At 59.8% G+C, this 21,385-nt stretch carries 19 protein-coding genes; 6 read left to right on the top strand and 13 right to left on the bottom strand.

What is annotated here, in order from left to right; genetic code table 11:
- Positions 1 to 62 precede the first annotated feature (62 nt).
- Positions 63 to 560 (bottom strand): GNAT family N-acetyltransferase, encoded by a 498-nt coding sequence (locus tag PSH64_RS15935; protein ID WP_305477787.1) that lies wholly within the window; start codon positions 558 to 560, stop codon positions 63 to 65.
- 336 nt (positions 561 to 896) lie between these two features.
- Here PSH64_RS15935 and PSH64_RS15930 point away from each other — a divergent pair, with 336 nt between their 5' ends.
- Together PSH64_RS15930 and PSH64_RS15925 are read left to right on the top strand one after the other, a co-directional pair.
- Positions 897 to 1,592, top strand: a complete 696-nt coding sequence (locus PSH64_RS15930) for a class I SAM-dependent methyltransferase (protein WP_280523893.1) — start codon at positions 897 to 899, stop codon at positions 1,590 to 1,592.
- A 271-nt stretch (positions 1,593 to 1,863) separates the two neighbouring features.
- Complete coding sequence (locus PSH64_RS15925) at positions 1,864 to 2,736, top strand: DNA/RNA non-specific endonuclease (RefSeq protein ID WP_105344623.1); 873 nt, start codon at positions 1,864 to 1,866, stop codon at positions 2,734 to 2,736.
- 172 nt (positions 2,737 to 2,908) lie between these two features.
- Here the strand turns inward: PSH64_RS15925 and PSH64_RS15920 are convergent, their stop codons facing one another.
- The 5 genes from PSH64_RS15920 to PSH64_RS15900 form a co-directional block, all read right to left on the bottom strand.
- Positions 2,909 to 4,465 carry a methyl-accepting chemotaxis protein gene (locus PSH64_RS15920; RefSeq protein ID WP_105344621.1) on the bottom strand — a complete coding sequence of 519 codons (1,557 nt, stop codon included), beginning with the start codon at positions 4,463 to 4,465 and terminating at the stop codon, positions 2,909 to 2,911.
- A gap of 747 nt (positions 4,466 to 5,212) precedes the next feature.
- A complete protein-coding gene (locus tag PSH64_RS15915) occupies positions 5,213 to 6,205 on the bottom strand; it encodes an FAD:protein FMN transferase (RefSeq protein ID WP_305481169.1) in 993 nt (330 codons plus the stop codon).
- A complete protein-coding gene (locus PSH64_RS15910) occupies positions 6,195 to 8,375 on the bottom strand; it encodes a PepSY domain-containing protein (protein ID WP_305477786.1) in 2,181 nt (726 codons plus the stop codon). The genes PSH64_RS15915 and PSH64_RS15910 overlap by 11 nt, the downstream gene beginning before the upstream one ends.
- A 25-nt stretch (positions 8,376 to 8,400) precedes the next feature.
- Positions 8,401 to 8,871, bottom strand: a complete 471-nt coding sequence (locus PSH64_RS15905) for a DUF2271 domain-containing protein (protein ID WP_105344611.1) — start codon at positions 8,869 to 8,871, stop codon at positions 8,401 to 8,403.
- An 88-nt stretch (positions 8,872 to 8,959) separates the two neighbouring features.
- On the bottom strand, positions 8,960 to 9,283 hold the full coding sequence (locus tag PSH64_RS15900) for a PepSY domain-containing protein (protein WP_305477785.1): 324 nt from the start codon (positions 9,281 to 9,283) through the stop codon (positions 8,960 to 8,962).
- 130 nt (positions 9,284 to 9,413) lie between these two features.
- Between PSH64_RS15900 and PSH64_RS15895 the strand changes: the two genes are divergently transcribed.
- Together PSH64_RS15895 and PSH64_RS15890 are read left to right on the top strand one after the other, a co-directional pair.
- Positions 9,414 to 10,073: a response regulator transcription factor gene (locus PSH64_RS15895; RefSeq protein ID WP_305477784.1), complete on the top strand. Its 660-nt coding sequence runs from the start codon at positions 9,414 to 9,416 to the stop codon at positions 10,071 to 10,073.
- A complete protein-coding gene (locus PSH64_RS15890) occupies positions 10,070 to 11,422 on the top strand; it encodes an ATP-binding protein (protein WP_105344604.1) in 1,353 nt (450 codons plus the stop codon). Before PSH64_RS15895 ends, PSH64_RS15890 begins: the two co-directional genes overlap by 4 nt.
- A gap of 150 nt (positions 11,423 to 11,572) precedes the next feature.
- Here the strand turns inward: PSH64_RS15890 and PSH64_RS15885 are convergent, their stop codons facing one another.
- The 3 genes from PSH64_RS15885 to PSH64_RS15875 are packed head-to-tail and all read right to left on the bottom strand — an operon-like array spanning position 11,573 to position 13,599.
- Positions 11,573 to 12,115, bottom strand: a complete 543-nt coding sequence (locus PSH64_RS15885) for a histidine phosphatase family protein (RefSeq protein ID WP_105344601.1) — start codon at positions 12,113 to 12,115, stop codon at positions 11,573 to 11,575.
- Between the two features lie 17 nt (positions 12,116 to 12,132).
- The gene (locus tag PSH64_RS15880; RefSeq protein WP_105344599.1) at positions 12,133 to 13,176 is read right to left on the bottom strand and encodes an SDR family oxidoreductase; all 1,044 of its coding nucleotides are present in this window, start codon (positions 13,174 to 13,176) and stop codon (positions 12,133 to 12,135) included.
- Between the two features lie 3 nt (positions 13,177 to 13,179).
- On the bottom strand, positions 13,180 to 13,599 hold the full coding sequence (locus tag PSH64_RS15875; RefSeq protein ID WP_305477783.1) for an ester cyclase: 420 nt from the start codon (positions 13,597 to 13,599) through the stop codon (positions 13,180 to 13,182).
- A gap of 116 nt (positions 13,600 to 13,715) precedes the next feature.
- Between PSH64_RS15875 and PSH64_RS15870 the strand changes: the two genes are divergently transcribed.
- Positions 13,716 to 14,621, top strand: coding sequence for a LysR family transcriptional regulator (locus tag PSH64_RS15870; protein WP_305477782.1), 906 nt, complete (start codon positions 13,716 to 13,718; stop codon positions 14,619 to 14,621).
- Between the two features lie 89 nt (positions 14,622 to 14,710).
- Here PSH64_RS15870 and PSH64_RS15865 read toward each other — a convergent pair whose 3' ends face one another.
- Positions 14,711 to 15,022: a hypothetical protein gene (locus tag PSH64_RS15865; RefSeq protein ID WP_105344592.1), complete on the bottom strand. Its 312-nt coding sequence runs from the start codon at positions 15,020 to 15,022 to the stop codon at positions 14,711 to 14,713.
- Between the two features lie 302 nt (positions 15,023 to 15,324).
- Between PSH64_RS15865 and PSH64_RS15860 the strand changes: the two genes are divergently transcribed.
- Complete coding sequence (locus PSH64_RS15860) at positions 15,325 to 15,669, top strand: cupin domain-containing protein (protein WP_105344590.1); 345 nt, start codon at positions 15,325 to 15,327, stop codon at positions 15,667 to 15,669.
- Positions 15,670 to 15,756: 87 nt separating this feature from the next.
- On the opposite strand, the gene PSH64_RS15855 is transcribed toward PSH64_RS15860, so the two are convergent.
- The 3 genes from PSH64_RS15855 to PSH64_RS15845 form a co-directional block, all read right to left on the bottom strand.
- Positions 15,757 to 16,539, bottom strand: a complete 783-nt coding sequence (locus PSH64_RS15855; protein ID WP_305481168.1) for a hypothetical protein — start codon at positions 16,537 to 16,539, stop codon at positions 15,757 to 15,759.
- Between the two features lie 172 nt (positions 16,540 to 16,711).
- Positions 16,712 to 19,267 carry a bacteriophage N4 adsorption protein A gene (locus tag PSH64_RS15850; protein ID WP_305477781.1) on the bottom strand — a complete coding sequence of 852 codons (2,556 nt, stop codon included), beginning with the start codon at positions 19,265 to 19,267 and terminating at the stop codon, positions 16,712 to 16,714.
- On the bottom strand, positions 19,264 to 21,378 hold the full coding sequence (locus tag PSH64_RS15845; RefSeq protein ID WP_305477780.1) for a glycosyl transferase family protein: 2,115 nt from the start codon (positions 21,376 to 21,378) through the stop codon (positions 19,264 to 19,266). Before PSH64_RS15845 ends, PSH64_RS15850 begins: the two co-directional genes overlap by 4 nt.
- Between the last annotated feature and the right edge of the window lie 7 nt (positions 21,379 to 21,385).

The raw sequence follows: 21,385 nt of genomic DNA, 5'->3' as shown, positions 1-21,385 counted from the left end.
AGTGATCAGAGTGGGGGCCAGGGACTTGGCTGCTGACGCATGCAGGCCAATCATTCACTCATCTAAATCGTCAGGCTAAATCGATAATCCTGCACTGTTCCTTCTTGCTGAGTTTGTTCGATCAAGAAGCCACACCGTTCGAGTACTTTTGCCGAACCGATATTTCCAGCGTATACGTCGGCAACCAGTTGTTTAAGGTTCCAATGCAACTGCGCCTGCTGGATCAGATGCCTCACCGCGAACGTTGCCAGTCCCTGTCCGCAAGCGCCTTGAGCAATCCGATAGCCGACTTCTGCCGACCGTTCGGACCTGTCGATGCCTTTCAGGTTCGCTCGACCCACTATATTTCCAGCGGGATCTTCGATGACAAATGGATGCCAGGTTCCGGCGGCAAAACCAGATAAATAAGCCGCAATGTGATCGGTGACACCCTGTATCGAGTAAAACTCAGAACCGCGCGCGTCGATGTGGCGCTCAAACCACTCGCGATTATCCAATTCAAATATCAGTAACGCCTCAGCATCAGTACTTTGCAGGGTACGAATTCTGACGGGCTTCATAAGATGGCTCCCTTTCCTGGTAGAACGTCTTTGATCATTGTGCGATGCGGCCATTCCCGCACACTTGGCGGCGCTATTTGACTGTCATTCGAATGCTTCCGTAGGGCCGTGCCGCCGAGTTTCTGCTTTCTGGTCCCGAGATGCATCTGCTTTCATTTCTCAACCGGCTGATTGTGAACGGTAAATCCTGCCGACCGGCTCTGCTGCGCGAGCGGTAGGTACGGGGCGAGCCATGGCCCTGGTCGAGGAAATTTGAAATGCACGGCGTTGCGCGACAGAATCGCGCCCCGATCCGGCCAAAGATGCCGGACGTTCGTGGTGAGAAAGGGGTTGCAGTTGAACGAACAGACATTGTCCATGCGCCTGGAGCGTGTGGCGGCGCATGTACCCGCAGGGGCGTGCCTGGCCGATATCGGCTCGGATCACGGCTACCTGCCGGTGGCGTTGATGCGCCGTGGTGCCATCGCGGCGGCGGTGGCCGGCGAGGTGGCGTTGACGCCGTTCCGCTCGGCCGAACGCACCGTGCGCGAGAACGGCCTGGACCAGCGGATCACCGTGCGCCTGGCCAATGGCCTGGCGGCGATCGAGCCGGGCGACGGGATCACGGCGATCAGCATCTGCGGCATGGGCGGCGAGACGATTCGCGACATCCTCGACAGCGGCAAGGCGCACCTGAGCGGCCAGGAGCGCCTGATCCTGCAGCCCAACGGCGGCGAGCAGCCACTGCGCCAATGGCTGATGGAAAATGGTTACCGCATCCTCTGCGAGGAACTGCTGCGGGAAAACCGCTTCGACTACGAAATCATCGTCGCCGAGCGTGCCGGGCCGGTGACGTACACCGCCGAGGAGCTGTACTTCGGCCCGCTGCAGATGCAGGCCCGCAGCCCGGCGTTCCTGTCCAAGTGGCAGCGCATGCTGCGTCAGAAGCAGAAGACGTTGAGCAACTTCGCCCGGGCGCGGCAGGCCTTGCCTGAAGAGAAGGTGCAGGACGTCGCCCGGCAGGCCCGATGGATTACCGAGCTGCTGGCTTGAGCCCGGGTGTGACTGAGCGATTTGCTCGCGCACGCGCATTGGCAAGTCGAATGTAAACGCTGCTCAGCACTAATGTGACTTGTAATGGTCAATAACCCCCGCACGACTGTCAGTAGTCGTACTTCTCGGAACCGACCGGGCCCGCATCAGCATTTGATCAAGGACAGTGAAGCATGCTTGCCGCAGTTTAATCAGCAACCGCCTTAACCTGGTCCCGTGAATCGGGACTCGCCGTACGTTGACCCCTCAATCCAATTCGAAGATTTAAAGCATGCACCTACGCAAAATTGCAGTTGGGCTATCGGCCCTTGTTTTGCTCTCGACCGGGGCACAAGCCCGCAGTCTGCTGGATTACCTCAAGCCACCGACCCAGCATCAGCAACAAACCTCCCACTCGGGCTCGATCAGCCAGAACGCGGCTCTGGAGCTCTATTCAAACAAACAGAAACAGGCATCGTTTGACGGCTGCGCAGATCTGTTTCCGGCTGCGAAACCGATCAACATGGCCACAGTGCCTGCCACAATGAAACCTCTGGCCCTGTGTTCCGATAACTTTGCGGTGCTGTACTCGCAAACCAGCAAGACGCCGCTGGTAGTGGTCGAACGCCTCAATGCCGCCCAGCTGCAGGATGCCAAAGGGGAGGAGCGCACCAACCAGTTCTACCCGGACCCGCGCATCCCCAAGAGCGGGCGGGCAGAGTTGAGCGACTACCGTAGCCAACATCCGGCCGTGGACCGTGGCCATCAATCCCCGGCAGCCGATGCACCGAGCCCCAATGCAATGGCCCAATCGTTTGCGCTGTCGAACATGGTGCCGCAAGACCCAACCAACAACCGGAAGATCTGGAGCAAGGTCGAGTCCGATGTCAGAAAGTTTGCCAAGCGAGCCGATGGTAATGTGTTTGTCTTTACCGGCCCGCTCTTTGACTCGGGCCACGCCACCATCGGCGACAACAAGGTCTGGGTACCGACCCGTCTGTTCAAACTGGTTTACGACGCATCGTCCAAGCGTGCCTGGGCCTACGTACTGCCCAACGCTGAAACCCGTATCGAGAGACCGATGGACTATGACACTTTCGTGAAGAGTACCGGGCTCAAGCTGCTGGGGAATCTACCGGTCACAGGTTCCGTAGGGCGCTCTTGAGGGCTTGATGACTGGCACCCCAAAGGCTGGATGCAGCCGATGGGGTGTTTCATTCATGGATAAATCGTGGCTGCGCTGAGCTGGTACCAAGCATTATCGACGTTTGTGAGGGTGTCGCCTGCTCTCTGATGGCTTTACAGCAGTGTGTAAACATTATGGCTGGCTTTTAAGTCTAGACTTTGAAGCGTCCTACCAACCTTTCCAGTTCATGGCCCAGCCGTGCAAGTTCGGTACTCGAAGACGCGGTTTCTTCGCAGGTGCTTGCCGTCTGCTCGGAGATGTCGCGAACGTTGATCACGCTGCGATTGATTTCCTCGGTGACTGCGCTTTGTTGCTCCGCCGCCGTGGCAATCTGCTGATTCATCGCCTGAATGATTGAGACCTTACTTGTGATGTTCTCCAGGGCGTCAACAGCGCGATGGGTAAATTCCACGCTGCTTTCGCTCAGCAGCAGGCTGCTTTCCATGCCTGAGGCAACGGCATGAGTGCCGCTTTGGACTCCGGCTACCAGCGTTTCAATTTCTTCGGTGGAGCGCTGGGTGCGTAAGGCGAGATTACGCACCTCGTCTGCCACCACCGCAAAACCACGACCGGCTTCTCCGGCGCGAGCTGCTTCAATGGCCGCATTCAGCGCCAGCAGGTTGGTTTGTTGGGCCACTGCCTTGATCACATCCAGTACGCCGCCGATTTTATCGCTTTGTTCCTGGAGATGGCGCACAGCGTCTGCCGACTGGTTGAGCTCTTGCGCCAAGCGCTTGATCTGCGCAATGGCTTCACCCACGATCTGCTCTCCTTCGCAGGCTTGCTGATCGGCGATGGATGCGGCAGCAGAAGCTTCTTCGGCATTGCGTGCGACGTTTTGCACGGTAGCGGTCATCTCGTTCATTGCGGTGGCGACATGATCGGTTTCGGCTTTCTGGTTGTTGACACCTGCCGTCGTTTGCTCGGTGACCGCCGATAGCTGTTCGGCAGCGCTGGCAACCTGGATGACGCCGGATCGAATGCCGTCGATCAGCTCATGAAGGTTGAGCATCATCTGCTGAAGACCTGATTGCAGTTGGCCTAACTCATCACGCCGGTTGACCTGCACTTGCTCACTCAAATCACCCCTGGCAATACGGTTCACCGCCTGGAGCGTGTGCTGCAGCGGATGAACGATTTGTCGTGTGATGACCCACGCTGCGAGTGTGCCCAGCAGCAGAGCCAAGGCCGCGACAAGACCCAGCAGGGCCTTGGCGGACGCGGCATCGGCGTCGCGTTTGGCATTTTGCGACTCGATGAGTTTTTGCGTCGTGTCGAGCAACAGATCGCCCAACTGCCCCATACGTTTAAACGTTGGCGCCTGGTCAGTGTCAGGCCGCGTCAGGTCATGCAGCAGTTGTCCGTACTCCTTGACCGAGTTGTCCTGCTGTTGAATCAAGTCTTGATCGAAGGGGGAAGTGAAATGTTCCTTGATACTGTGCAGGTGGGCTGCCAGGTTATCCAGGGTTATCTGCAGCGGTTGATAGGCATCCGATTGAGGGTTTGTACCTATGCGTAAACGAATGATTCGCAAGTCTTTGGTGTAATCACTGATTCGAGCAATTTTTTCAATCTTAAGCCCGCGGTCGGTCAATGTAACAATTGCGTACCAGCCGGTGGCGGCCAGTAACAATGCAAGCCCTAGTACCAGGCCGAACCCCACGCTTAATTTAGCGCTGACACGGATATTGCTGATCCAGCCGAACATAAAAACTCCAGGCAGTAATGCAGGTTGATTGATCATGGCGCTCTGAATGTCGACCATGGACCGCAATGCTTTAACTCTAAAGTGGTTGCCAAAGTGTTCTGGATGACAATTAGGGTCATTCGTAAAAAATACTGGGATGTATGAGTTATATGGTTGTAGCGTGACTGAAAGGATACAGCTCCCCAGCCTGTCGGACGTTGCCAGAGATGTCCGCTCCCAAACTAAGGGTGTTTTCGGGCGCCAAAAATGTTGCCTTGTGCTTTAGTCGAATGTTCACGGTCGATTGGTTCTGGTTAGCCCGTATTTATGGCGCAAACCCCGGAAAATAGAGCAGGGCGGTGGTGGACGATTCAAAGCCGGATCGCTTGTTTTAGATAAAGGAACAACTGGTCTTGACATGCTCTGTATTGGCTTTCGAGGTTTTCAACCTCCCACATTCGAGCGAGCCACACCTCATCACATGCCGCGTCCAGATGATTGACAGTAGATCTCCATGAGGTGTGCGCCTGATCAATGGCCTGGAGTAACTGCAATAGTTCTTCAGTTATCGGAAGCGTTTTTATGGGGGATTTTCTTAGTGACATTTAAAATACCGGGTATTGATTTTATTGTGAGGTGGTTTTTGCAATGTGCACTATAAGGTTCAGCTCATGGGGGCAGTATTCGACTTATGGCTAGCGAGGCGCTGCAGTAATAGGCGGTTTTTTATTATAAGTATTCATTAAAATTATAATGCGTTGGGGCGGGTCAACTCGTCCAGGCTTCGAGTAGCCCTTCAGCGCATTCAATCTGCGCCTGCAGTTGGCCACCGACAATGGATATTTCCTTGAATTGTTCACCGTCGCGCAGCACGAACAAAGCGTCCATGCCGCGCTCTTGTGCCAGGCGTGGGCCTTCAATTTCACCCAGCACCAACAGCGCCGTGGCCCAGGCGTCGGCGAGCACGCACGAGGTCGCCACCACGCTGACGGCCGCGAGCGCGTTGCACAGCGGTGCGCCGGTTGTCGGGTTCATGGTGTGGGCATAGGACTGCCCCCTCACATCGACCCAGTGTCGGTAGTCCCCGGATGTAGCGATGGCGGCGTCGCCGAGTTCCATCACCCCCATGACTTCACGCACGCCCCGGCAGGGTTTTTCAATGGCCACGACCCAGGGTTGCGCATCAGGTTTGACGCCACGGGCACGCATCTCGCCGTCGATGCCGACCAGATAACGAGTGATGCCAAAGCCCTCCAGGCAGCGGGCCAGCTCATCGACACCAAAACCCTTGGCGATACCGTTCAGGTTGAGGTTCAGTGGCGCTCGTTTGCGTACCTGATTACGTTGCGGGTCAATGACCAGCGCCGAGCTGGCGTGCAGGCGAGCTCGCGGTGGCATCGTGTCCAGCACCTGCTCCGTGATGGTCTGTTCGCCGGGGCCAAACCCCCAGGCGTCCACCAGATCGCCGATGGCGATGTCGAAGGCGCCGCTGGATTGCTGACTGACACGCAGCGCGGCAGACAGCACCATGGCCAGCTCCTTGGGCACGGACACCCACTCCTGCTCGGGGGCGGCGTTGAGGCGGTTGAGATCGGAGTCAGGTTTCCAGGTGGACATTTGCTGGTCCACCCGGGCCACGGCGCGGGCCAGGCTGTGGTCGATTGGGTCGGTATCGATCCCGGCTTGCGCATAGAACAGGGCGGTGTAACGGGTGCCCATGGTCTCGCCATTCAGGCTGTAGCGTTGCAAGTCAGTAGACATCTTCACGGTAGCGTCCTTGTGCCTTGAGGGTCAGCACACTCAGGTTAATCGGCGCCAACACGTCATCCAGGGCCTGCATCACGCCCTTAGCCATTTCGCGACCGCCACACACCAACACCTGGGCGCCTTTCTCAATCAGCCGACGCAAGACCAGTGCATCGCCGATCAGCCGGTCTTGCACGTAGCTGCCGTCCATGACCTGGGAGAAGGCGGCGCGCAATGCCGTGAGGCGTCGGTCCGCCAGGTAACGGTTGAGCTCCGATTCGTAAAGAAAGTCCGAGGCCGGATTGCGCCCGCCCCAATATAAATGCATGGGGTGTCGGGCCTTGTTGTTGCGAATAAAACCGGCCAAGGGACCTATGCCGGTACCGGCGCCAATCAGGATCACCGGATGCGCGCCCGATGCCGGACGAAATTGCGGGTTGGGCTGGATGAATGCTTCGATCGGCGCGCCGATGTCCAGGCCATGAAGGAATGGCGAGCACACGCCGCCTTCGTGTTTACGTACGCAGATCTCCAGCACGCCATCTTCTGAGCTACTGGCCAGCGAGTAGAAACGCGGAACCTGGCTATCCGGCGGGAAAATCCCGACCAGGTCACCGGCCAGAAAGTCCGGCAGCTCGCTGGGGGCCTTGAAGCGTAGTACGTGGGTCGGCGCATTCACCTGTTCGCCGTAGGCGATGCGCTCCATCAGCGCCAGTTGATGGGTACGTGGCTGCTCAGGGGTGTGGACCAGCGTCAGGTCATGCCCCAGCACTTCACCCAGTGCATGACCCCAACGAGCAAATTCCTGTGCGGACTGGCGGTTGACGGTTTCCAGCCCCAGCAACGGCGAGCCACCGGCCCGTAACATCGCGTCCTGCACCTGGTGGGCGTACTGACAGAACTGCGCAAACTGGCGATCGCCCAGGCCCAGCACGGCAAACGGCAGGCCGGGTTTGAGGCCGACCCTGGTCAACCGCGCCAGGAACTGCGAAGCCGAGGCCGGGGCATCGCCGTCGCCGTGGGTCGCGGTGAGGATGAACACCCGTTGCGCATTGCCGTAGTCGTTGGTGTATTGATTCATCGGCGCGCTATGTACCCGGTGTCCAGCCTGGTGCAAGGCGTCATGCAAGGTGTTGGCAAAGCCCCAGGTGCTGTTGTTTTCACTGCCGACCAGAATCACGCTGTCGGCGGATTGCGCGGCGCAATTGTCGCGGATGTTCGGAGCGGCCTTGCGGCGGCGCCACCACAGCAGGATGCCGGTCACGCTCATCAACGGCACGCAGAGTGCACAGAGCCCCAGTGGCAGACCCAGCCACCAGAGGCCTTCACCGGTGTGCAACTGATAAATCAATTCGTAGAGGTTGTGCATCGAGTCGTGGGCTTGATAGGACAGCAAGGTGCCGCTGGCCTGGTCCACGTAGCCGTCGCCCTGGGCCGTGCGCAGGGAAAACACGTCTTGCGGGTTGTTGGGGCTCGGGTAGACCAGTTCGCGCAGGTCATTCAGGTCAGTGGCCTGCAAGGCTTTCAGGTTCGCCACCGGCAAGGCCGGACCGGCGCTGACGTGGGTGGGGAAGGTGGGTTCGTTCTGACTGCCGTCAGCGATAAGACCGAAAGTCGTGGCGCACAGATAGAGCCCGCTCAGCGCCGACAGCAGCAGCCCAAGCAATGCCAGGCGTCCGACTTCAGCATGCCAGCGCTGGCTGAAGGAACCTCGCAGTGGTCGCAACAGGTTGCGCCAGCCGCCCAGCCGCCGGGCCAGCAACAGCGCACCAGACACCGACAGCATCAGCATGAACAGCGCGCCGACTCCAGACACCCCGTGGCCAGGCGTGCCAAGGAACAGCGAGCGGTGCAGGTCTTTCATCCAGCGTGAGAAGGCGGATGGCTCGTAGGGTGCGAGGCCTTGACCGGTCAGTGGATCGACCTTTTCGGCCCCGGCCTGACCGTCCTGGTTGTAGTAGACGATGACCGTCCCGGACGCTGTGCGCTGGATCTGCTCCACGCCCTGGAAATGGCCGGCGACGTGCCCGGCCAGCTGACTGACGTTGACTTGCCCGGCAGCGGTGGGCGTGCTGTGCAGGCGTTCCAGGGCCGGGTCGACAGACAACATCGCGCCGCTGATGGCCAATAGCATGACCAATAGGGCGGCGATCAGGCCGGGCAGGGAATGGAACTGGCGAAGCATGTTCAGCCTCCAGAAATGGCAGGTGCTACAGATCGTAAGTAAAGGATTCGACGTAAGTACTGCCGGCCGCCGGCTTGCCTGCGCCCTTGGACGTCAGGGGCACGCTGACATCGGCGCGGGCATCACGTTTGTCCTCGACGGCGCTGTCGATGCGGATTTGATAGCCGGCGTCGATCAGGGTGTCTGCCAGTTCGACACTGACTTTGAGCGTGCGCCCACTGCCGACGCTGGCGCCGCTGACCCCGTCAAACTCGCGCGGGTTCATCCCGCTCCCACGGGCCCAGTCGGCCAGATGCTTGTAATACTTGGCCTTCTTGCCGGCCACCCAGAGGGTTTTCTGGTATTGGCCAGTGGCGTCGGTGACGTAGATCGCCAGATATGCATCGTTGCCGCTGTAGTCCTTGAGCTGAGTGGTCAAGGTCACTTCACGGGCCTGGACCAGCCCCGGCAGGGCAACGGCGCCGGCGAGGCAGGATGCAGCGATGAGCTTTTTCATGGAGTTGTCCTTTTGATCGTTAGGTCGAGAGCCTGGACCTGCTTGCTGACAGCAACCTGAAACGCGGGAAAAAACATCGACAGGTGGGTTATTCGGTGAGCGGGCTGCCGAGGTAATCCCTGGCGTCGCCATCGTCCCGGAAATGGATCTCGAGTGTGTGCAGGTGCAGCGATGCCGGTGAGTAACTGGCTTCGATGGCATTGCCTTTGCGGTCCAATCCCTTGAGCTTGTAACAACCGTCGTCGACCTTGATGCGATGCACGCTCCAGCCGTATTGCTGCTCGACCTGCTGACGCAAGGTTTCGCGTGGCTGCCAGTCGCTCACCGGGTCGCTGCAGTCTTCATCGGCCAGGGCGTAGCCGTTGAGCAGCAAGCTCAATAACGCCGTACTGGCAATAAAAGCGGATTTCATGATCTATCTCCTGCCGGGGCGGCGTCTGTGGCATACCCTAAGGTGCATTCCTGACAACCACCTGAATCTTCAGATTCACGTCAGGTAAGGCGGTTAAGGTGCTGCACGACAATCATCAAGGAGATGTCAGATGCGGGTTTTATTGGTCGAGGACGCGCCCGGATTGGGGGAAGCGGTGCGCGAACAGATCGCCGATGACGGCCATGCCGTCGACTGGGTACAACGCCTGGAGCATGCGCGCAGCAGTGTGCGCACCACTCCCTACGACCTGATTCTGCTCGACTTGATGCTGCCGGACGGTCGCGGGCTGGATTTTTTGCGTCAGCAGCGCTGCGCGGGGGACGCGACGCCGGTGATCATCCTGACCGCCCAGGATCAGATATCCGATCGTATCGCCGGCCTCAATGCCGGGGCCGATGATTATCTGGTCAAACCGTTCGACCTGTTTGAGCTCTCGGCCCGTGTAGCTGCGGTGGCCCGCCGTTACAGCGGCAACCCCAACCCGCAGATCAGACTCGGCCAATTGCAGATCGACATGAGTGCCCGTACGGTGCTGCGGGCCGGCGCGACGGTGGATCTCACGGCGCGGGAGTGGGCGCTGTTCGAGGCTTTTGTCCAGCGCCCCGGCGCGCTGCTGTCCAAGGCGCAGCTCGAAGAACGGTTGTACGCCTTCGGCGCCGAAATCGAGAGCAACACGATCGAGGTCTATATCAGCCGGCTGCGCAAGAAACTCGGGCGCGACCTGATTGAAACCGTGCGCGGCATGGGTTACCGGTTGATGTCCGCATGAAATCGTCAAGCCTGCAAAAACGTCTCGGCCTGGGGTTGACCCTGGGCATGACCTTGCTTTGGCTGGGGGCGACCGTCGGTGCCTGGCTGGTGGTGCAACATGAGTTGAACGAAGCGTTCGACAGCGCGCTGGAAGAAACCGCGCAACGCATCCTGCCCCTGGCCGTTCTGGAAATCAGCAATCGGGAAACGCCCGATGAGACACAACACGTGGCCACCCTGAAAGTGCACAAGGAATACCTGACGTACCTGGTGCGCGATGTCACCGGCAAGATCCTGATGCAGTCCCACGACGCCAACCCGGATATCTTCAACAAACAACCGACTGAAGGTTTCTCCACCACTGAAAAGTATCGTCTGTATGGCGCCAGTGCACTGCGCGAAACGCTGTTCATCGAGATCGCCGAACCCCTTGGCCATCGCCGGGAAGCCGCGCGGGAAGCCTTGTTCGCCTTGCTGATGCCGCTATTGGCGCTGATTCCCATCAGCCTGTTGGGCACCTGGTTATTCGTGCGCATCAGTCTGCATAGCGTGTTGGCCTATCGTCATGCGGTGGAGGCCCGTGGGGTGGGGGATCTGTCGCCGATCAAGGTTTCGCGCCTGCCAGCGGAGATCGATCCGTTGGCTGATGCGGTCAACCATCTGTTGGAGCGCCTGCGCAAGGCCTTGGAGGCCGAGCGCAGCTTTACCGCCAATAGCGCCCATGAACTGCGCACGCCACTGGCCGCGACCTTGGCGCAGGTCCAGCGGCTGCGCCACGAAGCGCCCGAAGGCCCGTTGCGAGTGCGCGCGGCAAAAATCGAAAACTCGTTGCGCGAGTTAGCGCGGCTCTCGGAAAAACTCATGCAACTGGCCAAGGCCGAGGGCGGTGGGCTGTTGTCCGAAACGCCCCAGGACCTCATTCCGTTGCTGGCCCATGTGGTTGATGAGTGGAACCACAGCAGCGCTCGCCACATCGACTTGCAGCTACCAACCCAGGCCAGCGTGTACTCGGTCATTGATCCGGACGCTTTCGCCATTCTGTTGCGCAACCTGATCGAGAATGCGCTGAAGTATGGCGCGGCGGATCAACCGATCGAAGTCAGCCTCACCGACCAGGCGCTGCTGCGGGTGGTCAATGGCGGCCCGGTGGTGCCGGAGCCCGTGTTGCAACACCTGACCGAGCGTTTTGTGCGCGGTCATAGTGAAGCCAGCGGGTCAGGATTGGGGTTGGCGATTGCTAAAACCATTGTGCAGGGGGTCAATGCGCGAATGATGCTGGTGTCGCCGGCAACAGGCCGGCAGGAGGGCTTCGAGGTGCGCGTCTGGTTACCGCTCGCCTCGACCGTCGAAGGCAGAGGGCAGGCTTAGGTGTTCATTTCAAGCGGCACTTTCCAGGCACCGGGATTCTGGCCAGTACAAGCATTAGAAAGCCCGGCACCTGGCCGGGCTGTCTATTGAAGAGACCTGGTTCATTTCATCGATGTCGATGTCTCTCGGATATCGCTTGATAGGCTCCGCTTAAACACCGCCACATTGATACACCGTCGCACTCCAATACCGGCTGCCGTTATGTTTTTGGCGAGTCCATCCACCTGCCACCAGTTGTTTGGCGATCATCCGATTCATAAAGCCATGGCCGACCAGCAGAACCGGTCCTTCGCTGGCAAGGGCCTGAAGCCGTTGAGCTGCCAGGCTGGCGCGCATCATTGCGGTGCGGGCGGATTCGACTTTGCGTGAGTAACCGCACAACCATAGGATTCGCAGGATAAATGCCCAGGTAAACGGCGATAGCCGTGGCCGTTTCCAGTGACCATACGGCAGTTGCGCTTCACAGAACAACGCGTCGACGAGGACGGGCTTCAGGCCAAGGGCCTGGACGGAGGCCAGCGCACGAGGCGCGCTGCTTGAGACAATCGCCGTGGCAGTCGCGGCGAGCTGCATGCTGGCATCCGGGACGGCGTGGTCAGTAATTTCGGACCGATCGTAGTGTTCGATCCAGTCTTTCATATCGAGGGCCGAGATTTTTTCGGTTGTGGCCAGCTTTGGCTGGCCGTGGCGCATCAGGATTATTGTCCTGCTCACAGTATGTTTACGTCCTTGTTCTGGTGTTTTCCAAACCAATCGTGCTCGCGGTACCACGCCACAGTATCGGTGATTGTCCGCTCCAGCGTCCGAAAACTCAGGTCAAGCTCTCGTTCACTCTTGCTGTGGTCGAAACGGGTGCGGTCCTTCTCTCGTACCAACAGGCGCAACGTGGCCGTGCTCAGCAGAATGGGCTTGCCGGTAATACGCGCATAGATCTCCTGCACAGTCGCCAAGGCGTATAGAAAAGGCAGCGGTAGTTGTCGAACGGGTGTCTTGACGCCTGCTATACGGCCAAGAATAGGCACCAGTTCACGCATTGTCATATGTCGGCCCGCCGCGAGATAGCGCTCACCGCGCCGTCCATGTCTGGCTGCGGCAATCTGCGCCAATGCCACATCGCGGGCATCGACAACGGAGAAGCTACCGGGGATCAGGCCGGGCAATTTGCCGTTCACCACATCGTTCACCAACTGTCCCGAGGAGGTCGGGCCAATGTCGCCGGGACCCCACATCCAGCCCGGCAGGACCATGCAGGCATGCATCCGGGGATGGTGTTCCAGGAATGACAAGACGACACGGTCGGCGAGGATCTTGCTGCGGTAATAATCATCCGCGTCAGCGTCGGCCCGCAGGCATGTTTCATCAATTGATGTGCCGGGAGCGCCGTCGAGCACGGCAATGGACGACGTATGGACAAACCGTCGTATATCGGCGCGATAGGCCTGATCAAGCAGGCGCCGCGTACCCGATACATTAATCTTTTCGAGTTCCTCCCAGTGACGGCCGCCCTTGTAATTGTCACGAAAGAACGCGGCGGTGTGAAACACCGTATCGCAGCCTCGTAGCGACGCCGCGAATGCATCGACATCGGCCATGTCACCAACCACCAGCTCTACACCCGGCAAATGGTTGAACTGCTGTTCACCTTTGGCTCTTGAACGGACCAGGGCTTTGACCACGCAGCCATGAGCGATCAATTCACGCACCAGGTTGTTGCCCAACAAACCGGTTGCGCCGGTAACGAATACGCTGCGCATGATTCAACCCTCCCTCGGATCGGCTGACGGCATCAATACCGCACTGTCGAAGAAGGCCTCTTCACGGATGGCCAGCCCGTCTCTGAAGGTGAAATGTGCGGCGTAGTACATGGCAATGTGGCGTCCATGGGGTGGAATCACCCGGTCCGGCATCACCAAGGGGGCGGTGAAGGTGCCGGTCAGGAAGCCGGTCAGTGCCAAACGATCGTCACTGACGGCAAATGGGCTCAAGGTCAGCTGGGCATCGGGGAATGCTTCGAGTATTGCGGTTTCTCGCTTGTGCATGGATTCGCGACCGGTTTGCACCCCCATCCCGTCGAAGTAGATGAAGTCTTCGGATACCAGCGCGAGCATCGCCTCCACATCACGGCGATTGAAGGCGATGGCGGCGCGTTCCGCAAAGTCGTTGGGGCCAGAAGTCATACAGTCCATTCCATTTGTTTCGAGGGTCTGTAGATATACCGTTGAGGCCGCTGTCGAAAAACAGCGACTACTGCATAATGGCTTTGCACATATGCAAATCAGGGAGGATACGAAGCATGGCGTTGCAGGCAAATTGGGACGATCTTCGTCTGCTGTTGGCAGTCTCGCGGCGCGGCAGCTTTCTTCAAGCTGGCCAGTTGCTGGGTATCGCGGCGTCTACCGTGTCTCGCCGGCTGACCCAACTCGAGGGCGCCCTGGGCGAGCCGCTCGTGGAGCGGGGCGTTGAAGGGTGCTGGTTGACCTCGCGGGGCCAATCCCTCGTGGAAGTTGCCCTGGCTGCGGAAGCGGGTTTGAGGCGTCAAGCCGTTGCTGGGGTGTCCGGGCCAGACACAGAGCTATTTGGCAGTGTCCTGGTCAGCGCCGGCGAGGGGTTCTCGTCTTGCGTGCTGGAGGCCACGAGTCGCTTCACCGCTCTTCATCCGCGTTGCTCGGTGGAGTTACTGGTCACAGCCGACTTTCACAAGATCGTCCGTGGCGTGGCAGACATTGCCATACGCACCGCTCATCTGGGCGAGCCGTCGCTGATCTATCGACCCATAGGCAGTCTCGCCTATGGCGTCTTCGCCGATGCAGGTTATCTCAAGCGGTTTCCAGGGCTGACTCCGGCGACCGCGGTCAATATTGCCTTGCTTCCACCGCTGGACATGTTGCCGCAGATGCGTGCGGCTAAGGCGGCGGGGCTGGAGCGCGCGCAAATCAGCGTGAACTCATTTGCGGCGCAACTCGAATCGGTGAGGCGAGGCATGGGTGTGGCAGTACTGCCCCGTATTCTGGCAAAGGGCCTGACCGAGTTGTTCCCGGATCTTCAACTTCCCGATCTGGACGTCTATCTGGTGACCCGGCCTCAGGCATTGAAACAGGCCCACATCAAATATTTTTTTGCGATCCTGGCGCAGGTGCTGCTCGAAGCTCTTTCCACAGGAAATGTCGAAAATTATCTCTTGGGGGGTGACCCGAAATAGCGCATGGCGGACGGTCCGTCTATTGAACCCGGGGCGGTTCGATCAGTCGGGACCGTGAACCCAATGGCTTGCATCGCCACCCGCTCTATTTAGTTTTTGCAATCCGCCGCCACCACATGGCAGGTATCCGGGGTGCCACCGGATTGGCCGGCATAGCGTATGCAATTGTCCAGGGATTTTTGGCGAGCCAGATTCAACGTGGAGCCCCAGGCCAGACCGCCCTCGCCGGCAGTGGGGAGCGCTTTTGCGTAGCAGTTTGAGCCTGTGCTTGAACCTGCGCTTGAGGCGGTATAGCGAGCGGTGGCGGCTTTGCCTGCACATCCCGCGGTCAGCGCAAGGTTGATGGCGAGCAGGGACGGAAGAACCCATGACGAGCATTGGTGCGCTGTTTTACCGGTCATCCCGTTTCCCCTGTATCAAGAGGCTGGAGGCGTGTTTGTGGCTGTGCTCTATACAGAATAGACGCTGTTGAACCTCGTATTTTGAATACACGCCGCGCGAAGAAAAACGGCTCGTCGAACAACGAGCCGCTGCTGTGACGGTGCTGGTTCAGGGGAGTGAACGGAGGCGGGATCAGCCTCAAAGCTGATCCGGTATAAACAAGGACTTTCATTTGCGTTGGTTTTTTTATCGACCATGATCAATGCATGTGATCACACCTTTCAGTGTGTCGAGTTCCTGTCTGTACAGAGAGGAGAGCACGATGAGCAACGAACAGGCGGCGCCGGAGACGAAAGGTGTTGCGGTGAAGTTACTGGCAACGGTTGACCTGGGCCCTGAGATCGAGGGCATGACAGGGCGCCAACTCAGGATGCGTATGGTGACCATCGAACCTGGAGGCGTCTTCGGGCCGATTCACAACCATATAGACAGGCCAGGCACCGTCTACATCCTGCAAGGCACGATCACTGACCATCGAAATGGAGTCGCCACGGACTACGGGCCGGGAGTGGGCTGGCCGGAGGACAGGAACACCACGCACTGGCTTGAGAATAGAGGAACGATTGCGGCGGTGGAGATCTCGGTCGATATTGTCCGGCAAGAGTAAGCTCCGGCCAGCCAGGTGTGCTTCCGTCGGCTTCACCTCTTTTCACACGTCGGCTAGCCACGACGTTAGTCATGGCTGCTTTGCGACTCACTGCACCAATTGCTCCACCAACTCAGGCGTCACGTAGTGCGGTCCGTCGAACAGGTAGAGCGGATAGCCGTCATAGGCCGCGAGTTGCGGTTTGAGTTCGGCCGCGGTCGCGGAGCGGAATCCGCCGCCGAAGTTGGGGCGAAAGGCTTCGACGATGATCCGCACACGGTCCTTGCCCAGGCGCTGGCGCATGGCATCGGCGTAGGTTCGGGCCACCGGGGCGGTGCGGGTGTAGACGCCGACGCCGTCCTGGAAGAACACGCCGATGTCATCCGGCAGCCATTGCTTGAGCCAATCGGCGGTGGCGGCGGGGCCGATGTTGGCGCCGTCATAAACACTGATCCACAACGGTCGCGGCAACTTGGCGAGCAGGGCGGGCAGTTCTTTGGCGCGGGTCCAGCTGGGGTCGACTTCGGCCGGGAAATACCAGCCGGTGACGTGTAGCGGCGTAGGCAATCTGGCGATGCGTTCCGAGACAGCGGCCAGTTGCTCGATGTTGTCCCGTGAGCGGCTCTCGCTGAAGTCACCGGCCAGGCCGAGAATGACATCCTGCGCCCAGGGCGCCTTGGCGATGCGCGCCCAGTCGGGCAACACCGGCACGGTGGGCAGGCCGGTACCGGGAACGAATGCCTGATCGTCGACGACGGTCCATTGCACCAGCAGCTCATGGGCGCCGAGTTTTTCCCAGTGGCCGTTGATGCCGACAGTCTTGTTGTCCGGCTGCCAGACGATGCCGACAATCCCCGGCTTAAGAACCTTGGTGTGTGTCACGTAGAACATGGCGGAACCTGCGCCGAGGGTAGCGATAAGCAACAGGGCGACAACGGTCGCGCGACTGGCGCTGTAGCCAAGGATTTTCACAGGGCTGCCTTTTTCAGGGGCGGGGGATATGCCCACGTCGAGGGCAGGTTAAACCCCAAGCGCAAATAAATTCGAACGTTCATGCCAGTCCTCAATAGGAATAAGTCAGGCGAGCGAACACACCTTGAGCGCGGTCATCGCCCAGCACCTTCACGCGGTACTGCAGAGAAAAATCCACATAGGAGCGTGGGGCGTTGTAGGCATCTTCGCGGAACCAGTACCGGACGTTGTTGCCGACGCCGATGCCTGCGGCCTTGCCGGATGATGAGCTCGTGCTGCCGTCGGTATCGGTCTCGCTGTTCATCTTTGAGTCATAGTCGAATGCGGCCACGACATGGGGGAAACTCACCCAGCGCGAACCTGCACCGCCGATGGCGTAACTGCGGCCCACCTGCCACTCGCTGTTGAAATAGTTACGCGAGTCGTTGATGTAGTGACCGGCTTCAGCGAACAACTGCGAGGTCCACCAGCTGGAGGCATCGACCCGCAGATCGGTCCCGATACTTGAGCCATAGCCCAGGCGCACCAGCCAGTCACCGTTGACGTCGGATGACCCCAAGGGGAACGTGCGCTCAACGGCAGCCATCACGTTCACCGCCGTGAACGGTTTGACCCGCACACCCACGGCGCCTTGCAGGGCATCGACACCGGTCGCCGAATCGCTGTTCTTGCTCCATAGCGTGTCGGTGACTCGACCGTAGAGTTCGACGAAACGCGCATTGCGATAGCCCAACGGGCGCCAGGACAGTTCTGTGCTGTTTTGCAGGCTGTCATTGCTGTCATTGCTGTTACTGCCGCTGCTCGGCGCTGAACTCAGACCGCTGCTGGAACTGTTGCCGCGATAACTGGTGGTGCTGGTCAAGCCCCAGGTACGCGACACATCGGCCACCGCGCGACGGGTGTCGAAGAGTTGCTGCGGGGACAGGTCGAGTTTACCGGCATTTTTTGCGTCGATGACTCGCTTGAAGTAGGTGACAGCTTGCTCGTCGTCATTGACCCGCATGGCGTTGTAGGCGGCGTCCTGTGTTGCCGTCGGTGAGAGCCGGGTGTCGGCATCGGCCTTGCGAAACGATTCATGGGCGCGGTCATCGTCGCCGGCCTGGACCGATAAATAGGCGATCTGCAGGTCGCTCATCGCTTCCAGTTCGCCAGTGTCCCGTGCCTGCTGCAATCGTTCGCGCGCGGTTCTTCTCTGGCCGATGGCGGCATACAGGCTGGCCTCTTCGTAAGCCGGCAAACTGCCCTGGGCCAAGGCTTGGGTAAAGTCCTGGCGTGCTCCGGTATCGTCCCCCGATTGCTGACGCAAGAAGCCGCGCTGGCTCAGCAGCCGGGCGTCATCGCCATTGGCCTTGAGACCGGCGCTAGCCGCCGCGATGGCTTCGGGCATTTGCTTCTGGTCGGTCAGGGCTCCGACCAATAGGCGTCGATACGCCGGGTTCCGGGGCGCGCGGGCGACGGCCTGGTTCGCCAGGGCAACCGCCGTTTCGACGTCCTTGCGGGCCAGGGCCGCGTAGGCCTGGGCGGCCATGTCGGTTCCGCCGTCGCGCTGGTTGCCCGGCCAGATATCACACACCAGGCCGAAGGCCGTTTCCTGACAGTTCAGGGCCGGAGCAGGGAGGTGAGCGACAGTGTTCAGACCTCCATTGTTTTTCTGCCACAGCACCATTCGGGCGGCGCTGCGGCGACGGGCGACTTCGCCGCTTTCATCGTCGACCAGTGGTTGCAGATGATCGAGCGCCTGCTGCGGCTCGCCATGGGCCAATGCGGCGTCGGCGGCGAAGAAACGAATGTCGCGGACTTGTGCTTGCGGCAGGCCATCGATGGCCAGGGCCTGCTTCAGATCAGCTTGAGCGGCTTGAGTTTTACCCTGCCGATCGAGGGCGTAGCTGCGCAGAATCCACGGTGTGATTTCCCCGTCATCCTGTGCCAATGCAGCGGACGCGGCTTGCTCGGCCCCGGGGTAATCGTTGGCGGCGAGCAGGGCGCTGATCAGCAGTTGCTGGTTGGCGCCGATTTCCGGGGCCCAGGCGACGGCTTTTCTGGCTTGGTCCACGGCCAGCGGCACATGGCCTTGCTGCAGGGCGCGATAGCCCTGAACCGCCAGCGGCATCGCCAGTTGCCGACGAATCGCCGCGCGCCGCATCAGCAACGCGTCGTCCGCCGGGAACAGCGCAAGCGCCTGGGTGGTGGCTTGATCCGCTTCCTGCAGATGCGGTTGGCGCTGCAAGGACTCGATCAGTAGCAGCCGATAATCCAGGCGCTTGGGCGCCTGAGCGATGGCTTTGCGTGCCGCCAGGGCAGCAGCGCCGAAGTCATCGCGGTCATAGGCCTTGAAGGCCTGGGCAGCGGCGCCGAAGCCAGGGGCCTGGCGTGATTGCGGGTAGCGCCTGGGATGATCGCGCAGATCCTTGTCCCGTTGAGCCAGCACAATCAGTGTGTTCAAACGCTGGATATCGGCGCGCTGACGTAGCGCTTCGCGAGCCTTGGCGATGGCCAGGTCATAGTCTTTGCGCTCGTATGCGCTATACGCCTCGTTGGCGGTTACATAGGCCGGACCGGTCAATGGCAATGGCAGCGTCTGGGCATGAGCAAACGCAGGTATCAGGCTCAGCCCCGTGGCCATGAGGGTCAGTAAGGGGCGATTCATGCAGGAAGCTCCGCAGGGTAGTGGCTGTGCTGACGTGCCACGGCTTTTTCGATGGTGGCGCGAGGCAGCACGCCGCTGTCGACCAGATAGTCGCCGATGCGACCGTGATGCTGCGGGCGGTACTGCAACATCGCACGGCTGAACACATCGCGATCCAGCAGGCCCATTTCGATCAACAGGTCGCCCAGCAATGGCGCTCGGGCATCCGGCACGGACTGGCCTTCACGCACGTTCAGTCGACGCAATTGCGCGACGATTTCGCTCTCCCGGGCAATCAGCTGCACCGGTTCGCTGCCCAGTTCGTCGCTGACCTGTTGCAGGCCTTCGGCCGGCAGCGGGCTGGCCACGGCGACTTGCGCGCGGCCGTCGGCATTCAAGCCAAGGGGCACCACGCGCCAGCGCAGGGCGAATTCATCGTCCAGGGTCTGGTTCGAGTCCCGCGCCTTGGCGGCCACATCGAACACCCGTGGCAAGTCGTTCTGGAAGGCGATGGCTTCGGCCAGCGTTTCGTCGTCCAGCCAGCCGTTGCTGAGCAGAATCCGTCCCAATGGCATGTGCCGGGTTTTCTGTTCGACGAGGGCACTTTGCAGGTCGCTTTCGTTGATCGCCTGCCAGGACAGCAACACGCTGCCCAGCTTGCGCGGTGCGGCAGCGACCAGGTCGGTGGAGGGGAAGTCGTGCATGGTCTTGTCCCACACCAGTTTGCGGTTCAACGCCTTGCCGACCAGGAACATGCGCCAGGCCCGTGACGCGGCCATGAAGTTGACGAAGTTGCCCACGACCATGCGCGGGATCGACAGCAAACCATGCTGCCAGCCGTACAGCACGGTGGTGAAATAGCAGCGGTGTGCGATGCGCCAGACCAGCGCGAGACCGTTGGCCAGCAGCAGGTATTGGATAAAGCCGTTGGTTTCAAACGGCGTCGGGAAACTCACGTCCCACAGACCGCTCTGGCGCAAAACAATCAGGCCCAGCAACTGCACCAGAATCACGTAGGCGATGATGCTGACGAACGCCGTCACTACGCCTTTACGGTCACGAAACAGTAGATAACGGTTGGCCAGCGAGCCGCTCCAGCCCATTTGTTCCCAGCCTTGCAGCCCGATGCCCAGTGTCCAGCGGGCTTTCTGGCGGAACGCGGTGCGGAAGGTATCGGGAAAGAACTCGCGCACGCACAACGGCATTTTCAGGGTCGATTCGTAAGGCTTGCGAAACCATGATTTGCGCAGCACGCGAAACTGCACCGGGAAGCGCACGAAGATCGCGTTCATGCCAACCTTGGCCAGGCGTGCGCCGACGTCGTAGTCTTCGGTGAGGCTGTCGGTGTTGAACGGCTGGTTCTGGGTTTCCCCGGCCAATACTCGCAAGGCACGATGCGAAAAACAGGTGCCGACCCCGGCGGATGGCACGGTATCGGTCATGCTTTCTCGCACCACCAGGTCCTTGCCATGCCATTCGGCGAATTCGTCCATGTAGGTGCCGGCCACCCATTCGTACCAGTTGCGCTCCAGGGAAACCACGGGCAACTGGATCATGTCCTTGCGCGGCAGCAAATAGTTGAACAGGCGCAATTCCAGCGGGTGCAGCACGTCTTCGCTGTCGTGCAGCACGACGCCGGCGAAGGTCATGCCGTGGGTTTTCTCGTGCAGGAAAATCGCCTGGATCACCCAGTTCAGGCAGTCGGCCTTGCAGGTCGGCCCGGCATGCGGGACTTCCACGCGATGCAGCTGCTTGTAGCGCCGACGCATGCGCTCCACTTCATCAATGGTGCGTTGATCGTTGATGTAGGTGCCGACAAAAACCACATAGTTCTGGTAGTCCAGGGTCGACACCATGTTCTCGATCATCGGCGCGATGACGTCGTATTCCAGCCAGGCCGGAACCATGATTGCCAGCGGTTGCTCATCCCGGGCCATCAGCTGCTCGGCGGTCAGCGGCCGGTATTTGCGACCCACGGTGAACTTGCGAAACAGACGACGAGACCAGTACCACAGGTCGATGAACAGATCGTCCAGGCTGGAGATCAGGATCAGCACCGCGATCACGATGGTCGAGATTTCCAGAAAGCTGTAGTAGTGGGCCAGCCAATAGGGCCAATAAAGCGACGTCATCGAGGGT

It is taken from the genome of Pseudomonas sp. FP1742 (assembly GCF_030687145.1).
GTDB classification, from domain to species: domain Bacteria; phylum Pseudomonadota; class Gammaproteobacteria; order Pseudomonadales; family Pseudomonadaceae; genus Aquipseudomonas; species Aquipseudomonas frederiksbergensis_D.
This window is presented reverse-complemented; position numbering and strand designations above follow the sequence as displayed.

Bases quoted from the DNA above. Each gene is read 5' to 3' on its own strand.
- PSH64_RS15935 (WP_305477787.1), bottom strand. From the start codon at position 560: ATGAAGCCCGTCAGAATTCGTACCCTGCAAAGTACTGATGCTGAGGCG.
- PSH64_RS15925 (WP_105344623.1), top strand. From the start codon at position 1,864: ATGCACCTACGCAAAATTGCAGTTGGGCTATCGGCCCTTGTTTTGCTC.
- PSH64_RS15920 (WP_105344621.1), bottom strand. From the start codon at position 4,465: ATGTTCGGCTGGATCAGCAATATCCGTGTCAGCGCTAAATTAAGCGTG.
- PSH64_RS15915 (WP_305481169.1), bottom strand. From the start codon at position 6,205: ATGTCTACTGACTTGCAACGCTACAGCCTGAATGGCGAGACCATGGGC.
- PSH64_RS15910 (WP_305477786.1), bottom strand. From the start codon at position 8,375: ATGCTTCGCCAGTTCCATTCCCTGCCCGGCCTGATCGCCGCCCTATTG.
- PSH64_RS15905 (WP_105344611.1), bottom strand. From the start codon at position 8,871: ATGAAAAAGCTCATCGCTGCATCCTGCCTCGCCGGCGCCGTTGCCCTG.
- PSH64_RS15900 (WP_305477785.1), bottom strand. From the start codon at position 9,283: ATGAAATCCGCTTTTATTGCCAGTACGGCGTTATTGAGCTTGCTGCTC.
- PSH64_RS15895 (WP_305477784.1), top strand. From the start codon at position 9,414: ATGCGGGTTTTATTGGTCGAGGACGCGCCCGGATTGGGGGAAGCGGTG.
- PSH64_RS15890 (WP_105344604.1), top strand. From the start codon at position 10,070: ATGAAATCGTCAAGCCTGCAAAAACGTCTCGGCCTGGGGTTGACCCTG.
- PSH64_RS15885 (WP_105344601.1), bottom strand. From the start codon at position 12,115: ATGCGCCACGGCCAGCCAAAGCTGGCCACAACCGAAAAAATCTCGGCC.
- PSH64_RS15880 (WP_105344599.1), bottom strand. From the start codon at position 13,176: ATGCGCAGCGTATTCGTTACCGGCGCAACCGGTTTGTTGGGCAACAAC.
- PSH64_RS15875 (WP_305477783.1), bottom strand. From the start codon at position 13,599: ATGACTTCTGGCCCCAACGACTTTGCGGAACGCGCCGCCATCGCCTTC.
- PSH64_RS15870 (WP_305477782.1), top strand. From the start codon at position 13,716: ATGGCGTTGCAGGCAAATTGGGACGATCTTCGTCTGCTGTTGGCAGTC.
- PSH64_RS15865 (WP_105344592.1), bottom strand. From the start codon at position 15,022: ATGACCGGTAAAACAGCGCACCAATGCTCGTCATGGGTTCTTCCGTCC.
- PSH64_RS15860 (WP_105344590.1), top strand. From the start codon at position 15,325: ATGAGCAACGAACAGGCGGCGCCGGAGACGAAAGGTGTTGCGGTGAAG.
- PSH64_RS15855 (WP_305481168.1), bottom strand. From the start codon at position 16,539: ATGTTCTACGTGACACACACCAAGGTTCTTAAGCCGGGGATTGTCGGC.
- PSH64_RS15850 (WP_305477781.1), bottom strand. From the start codon at position 19,267: ATGAATCGCCCCTTACTGACCCTCATGGCCACGGGGCTGAGCCTGATA.
- PSH64_RS15845 (WP_305477780.1), bottom strand. From the start codon at position 21,378: ATGACGTCGCTTTATTGGCCCTATTGGCTGGCCCACTACTACAGCTTT.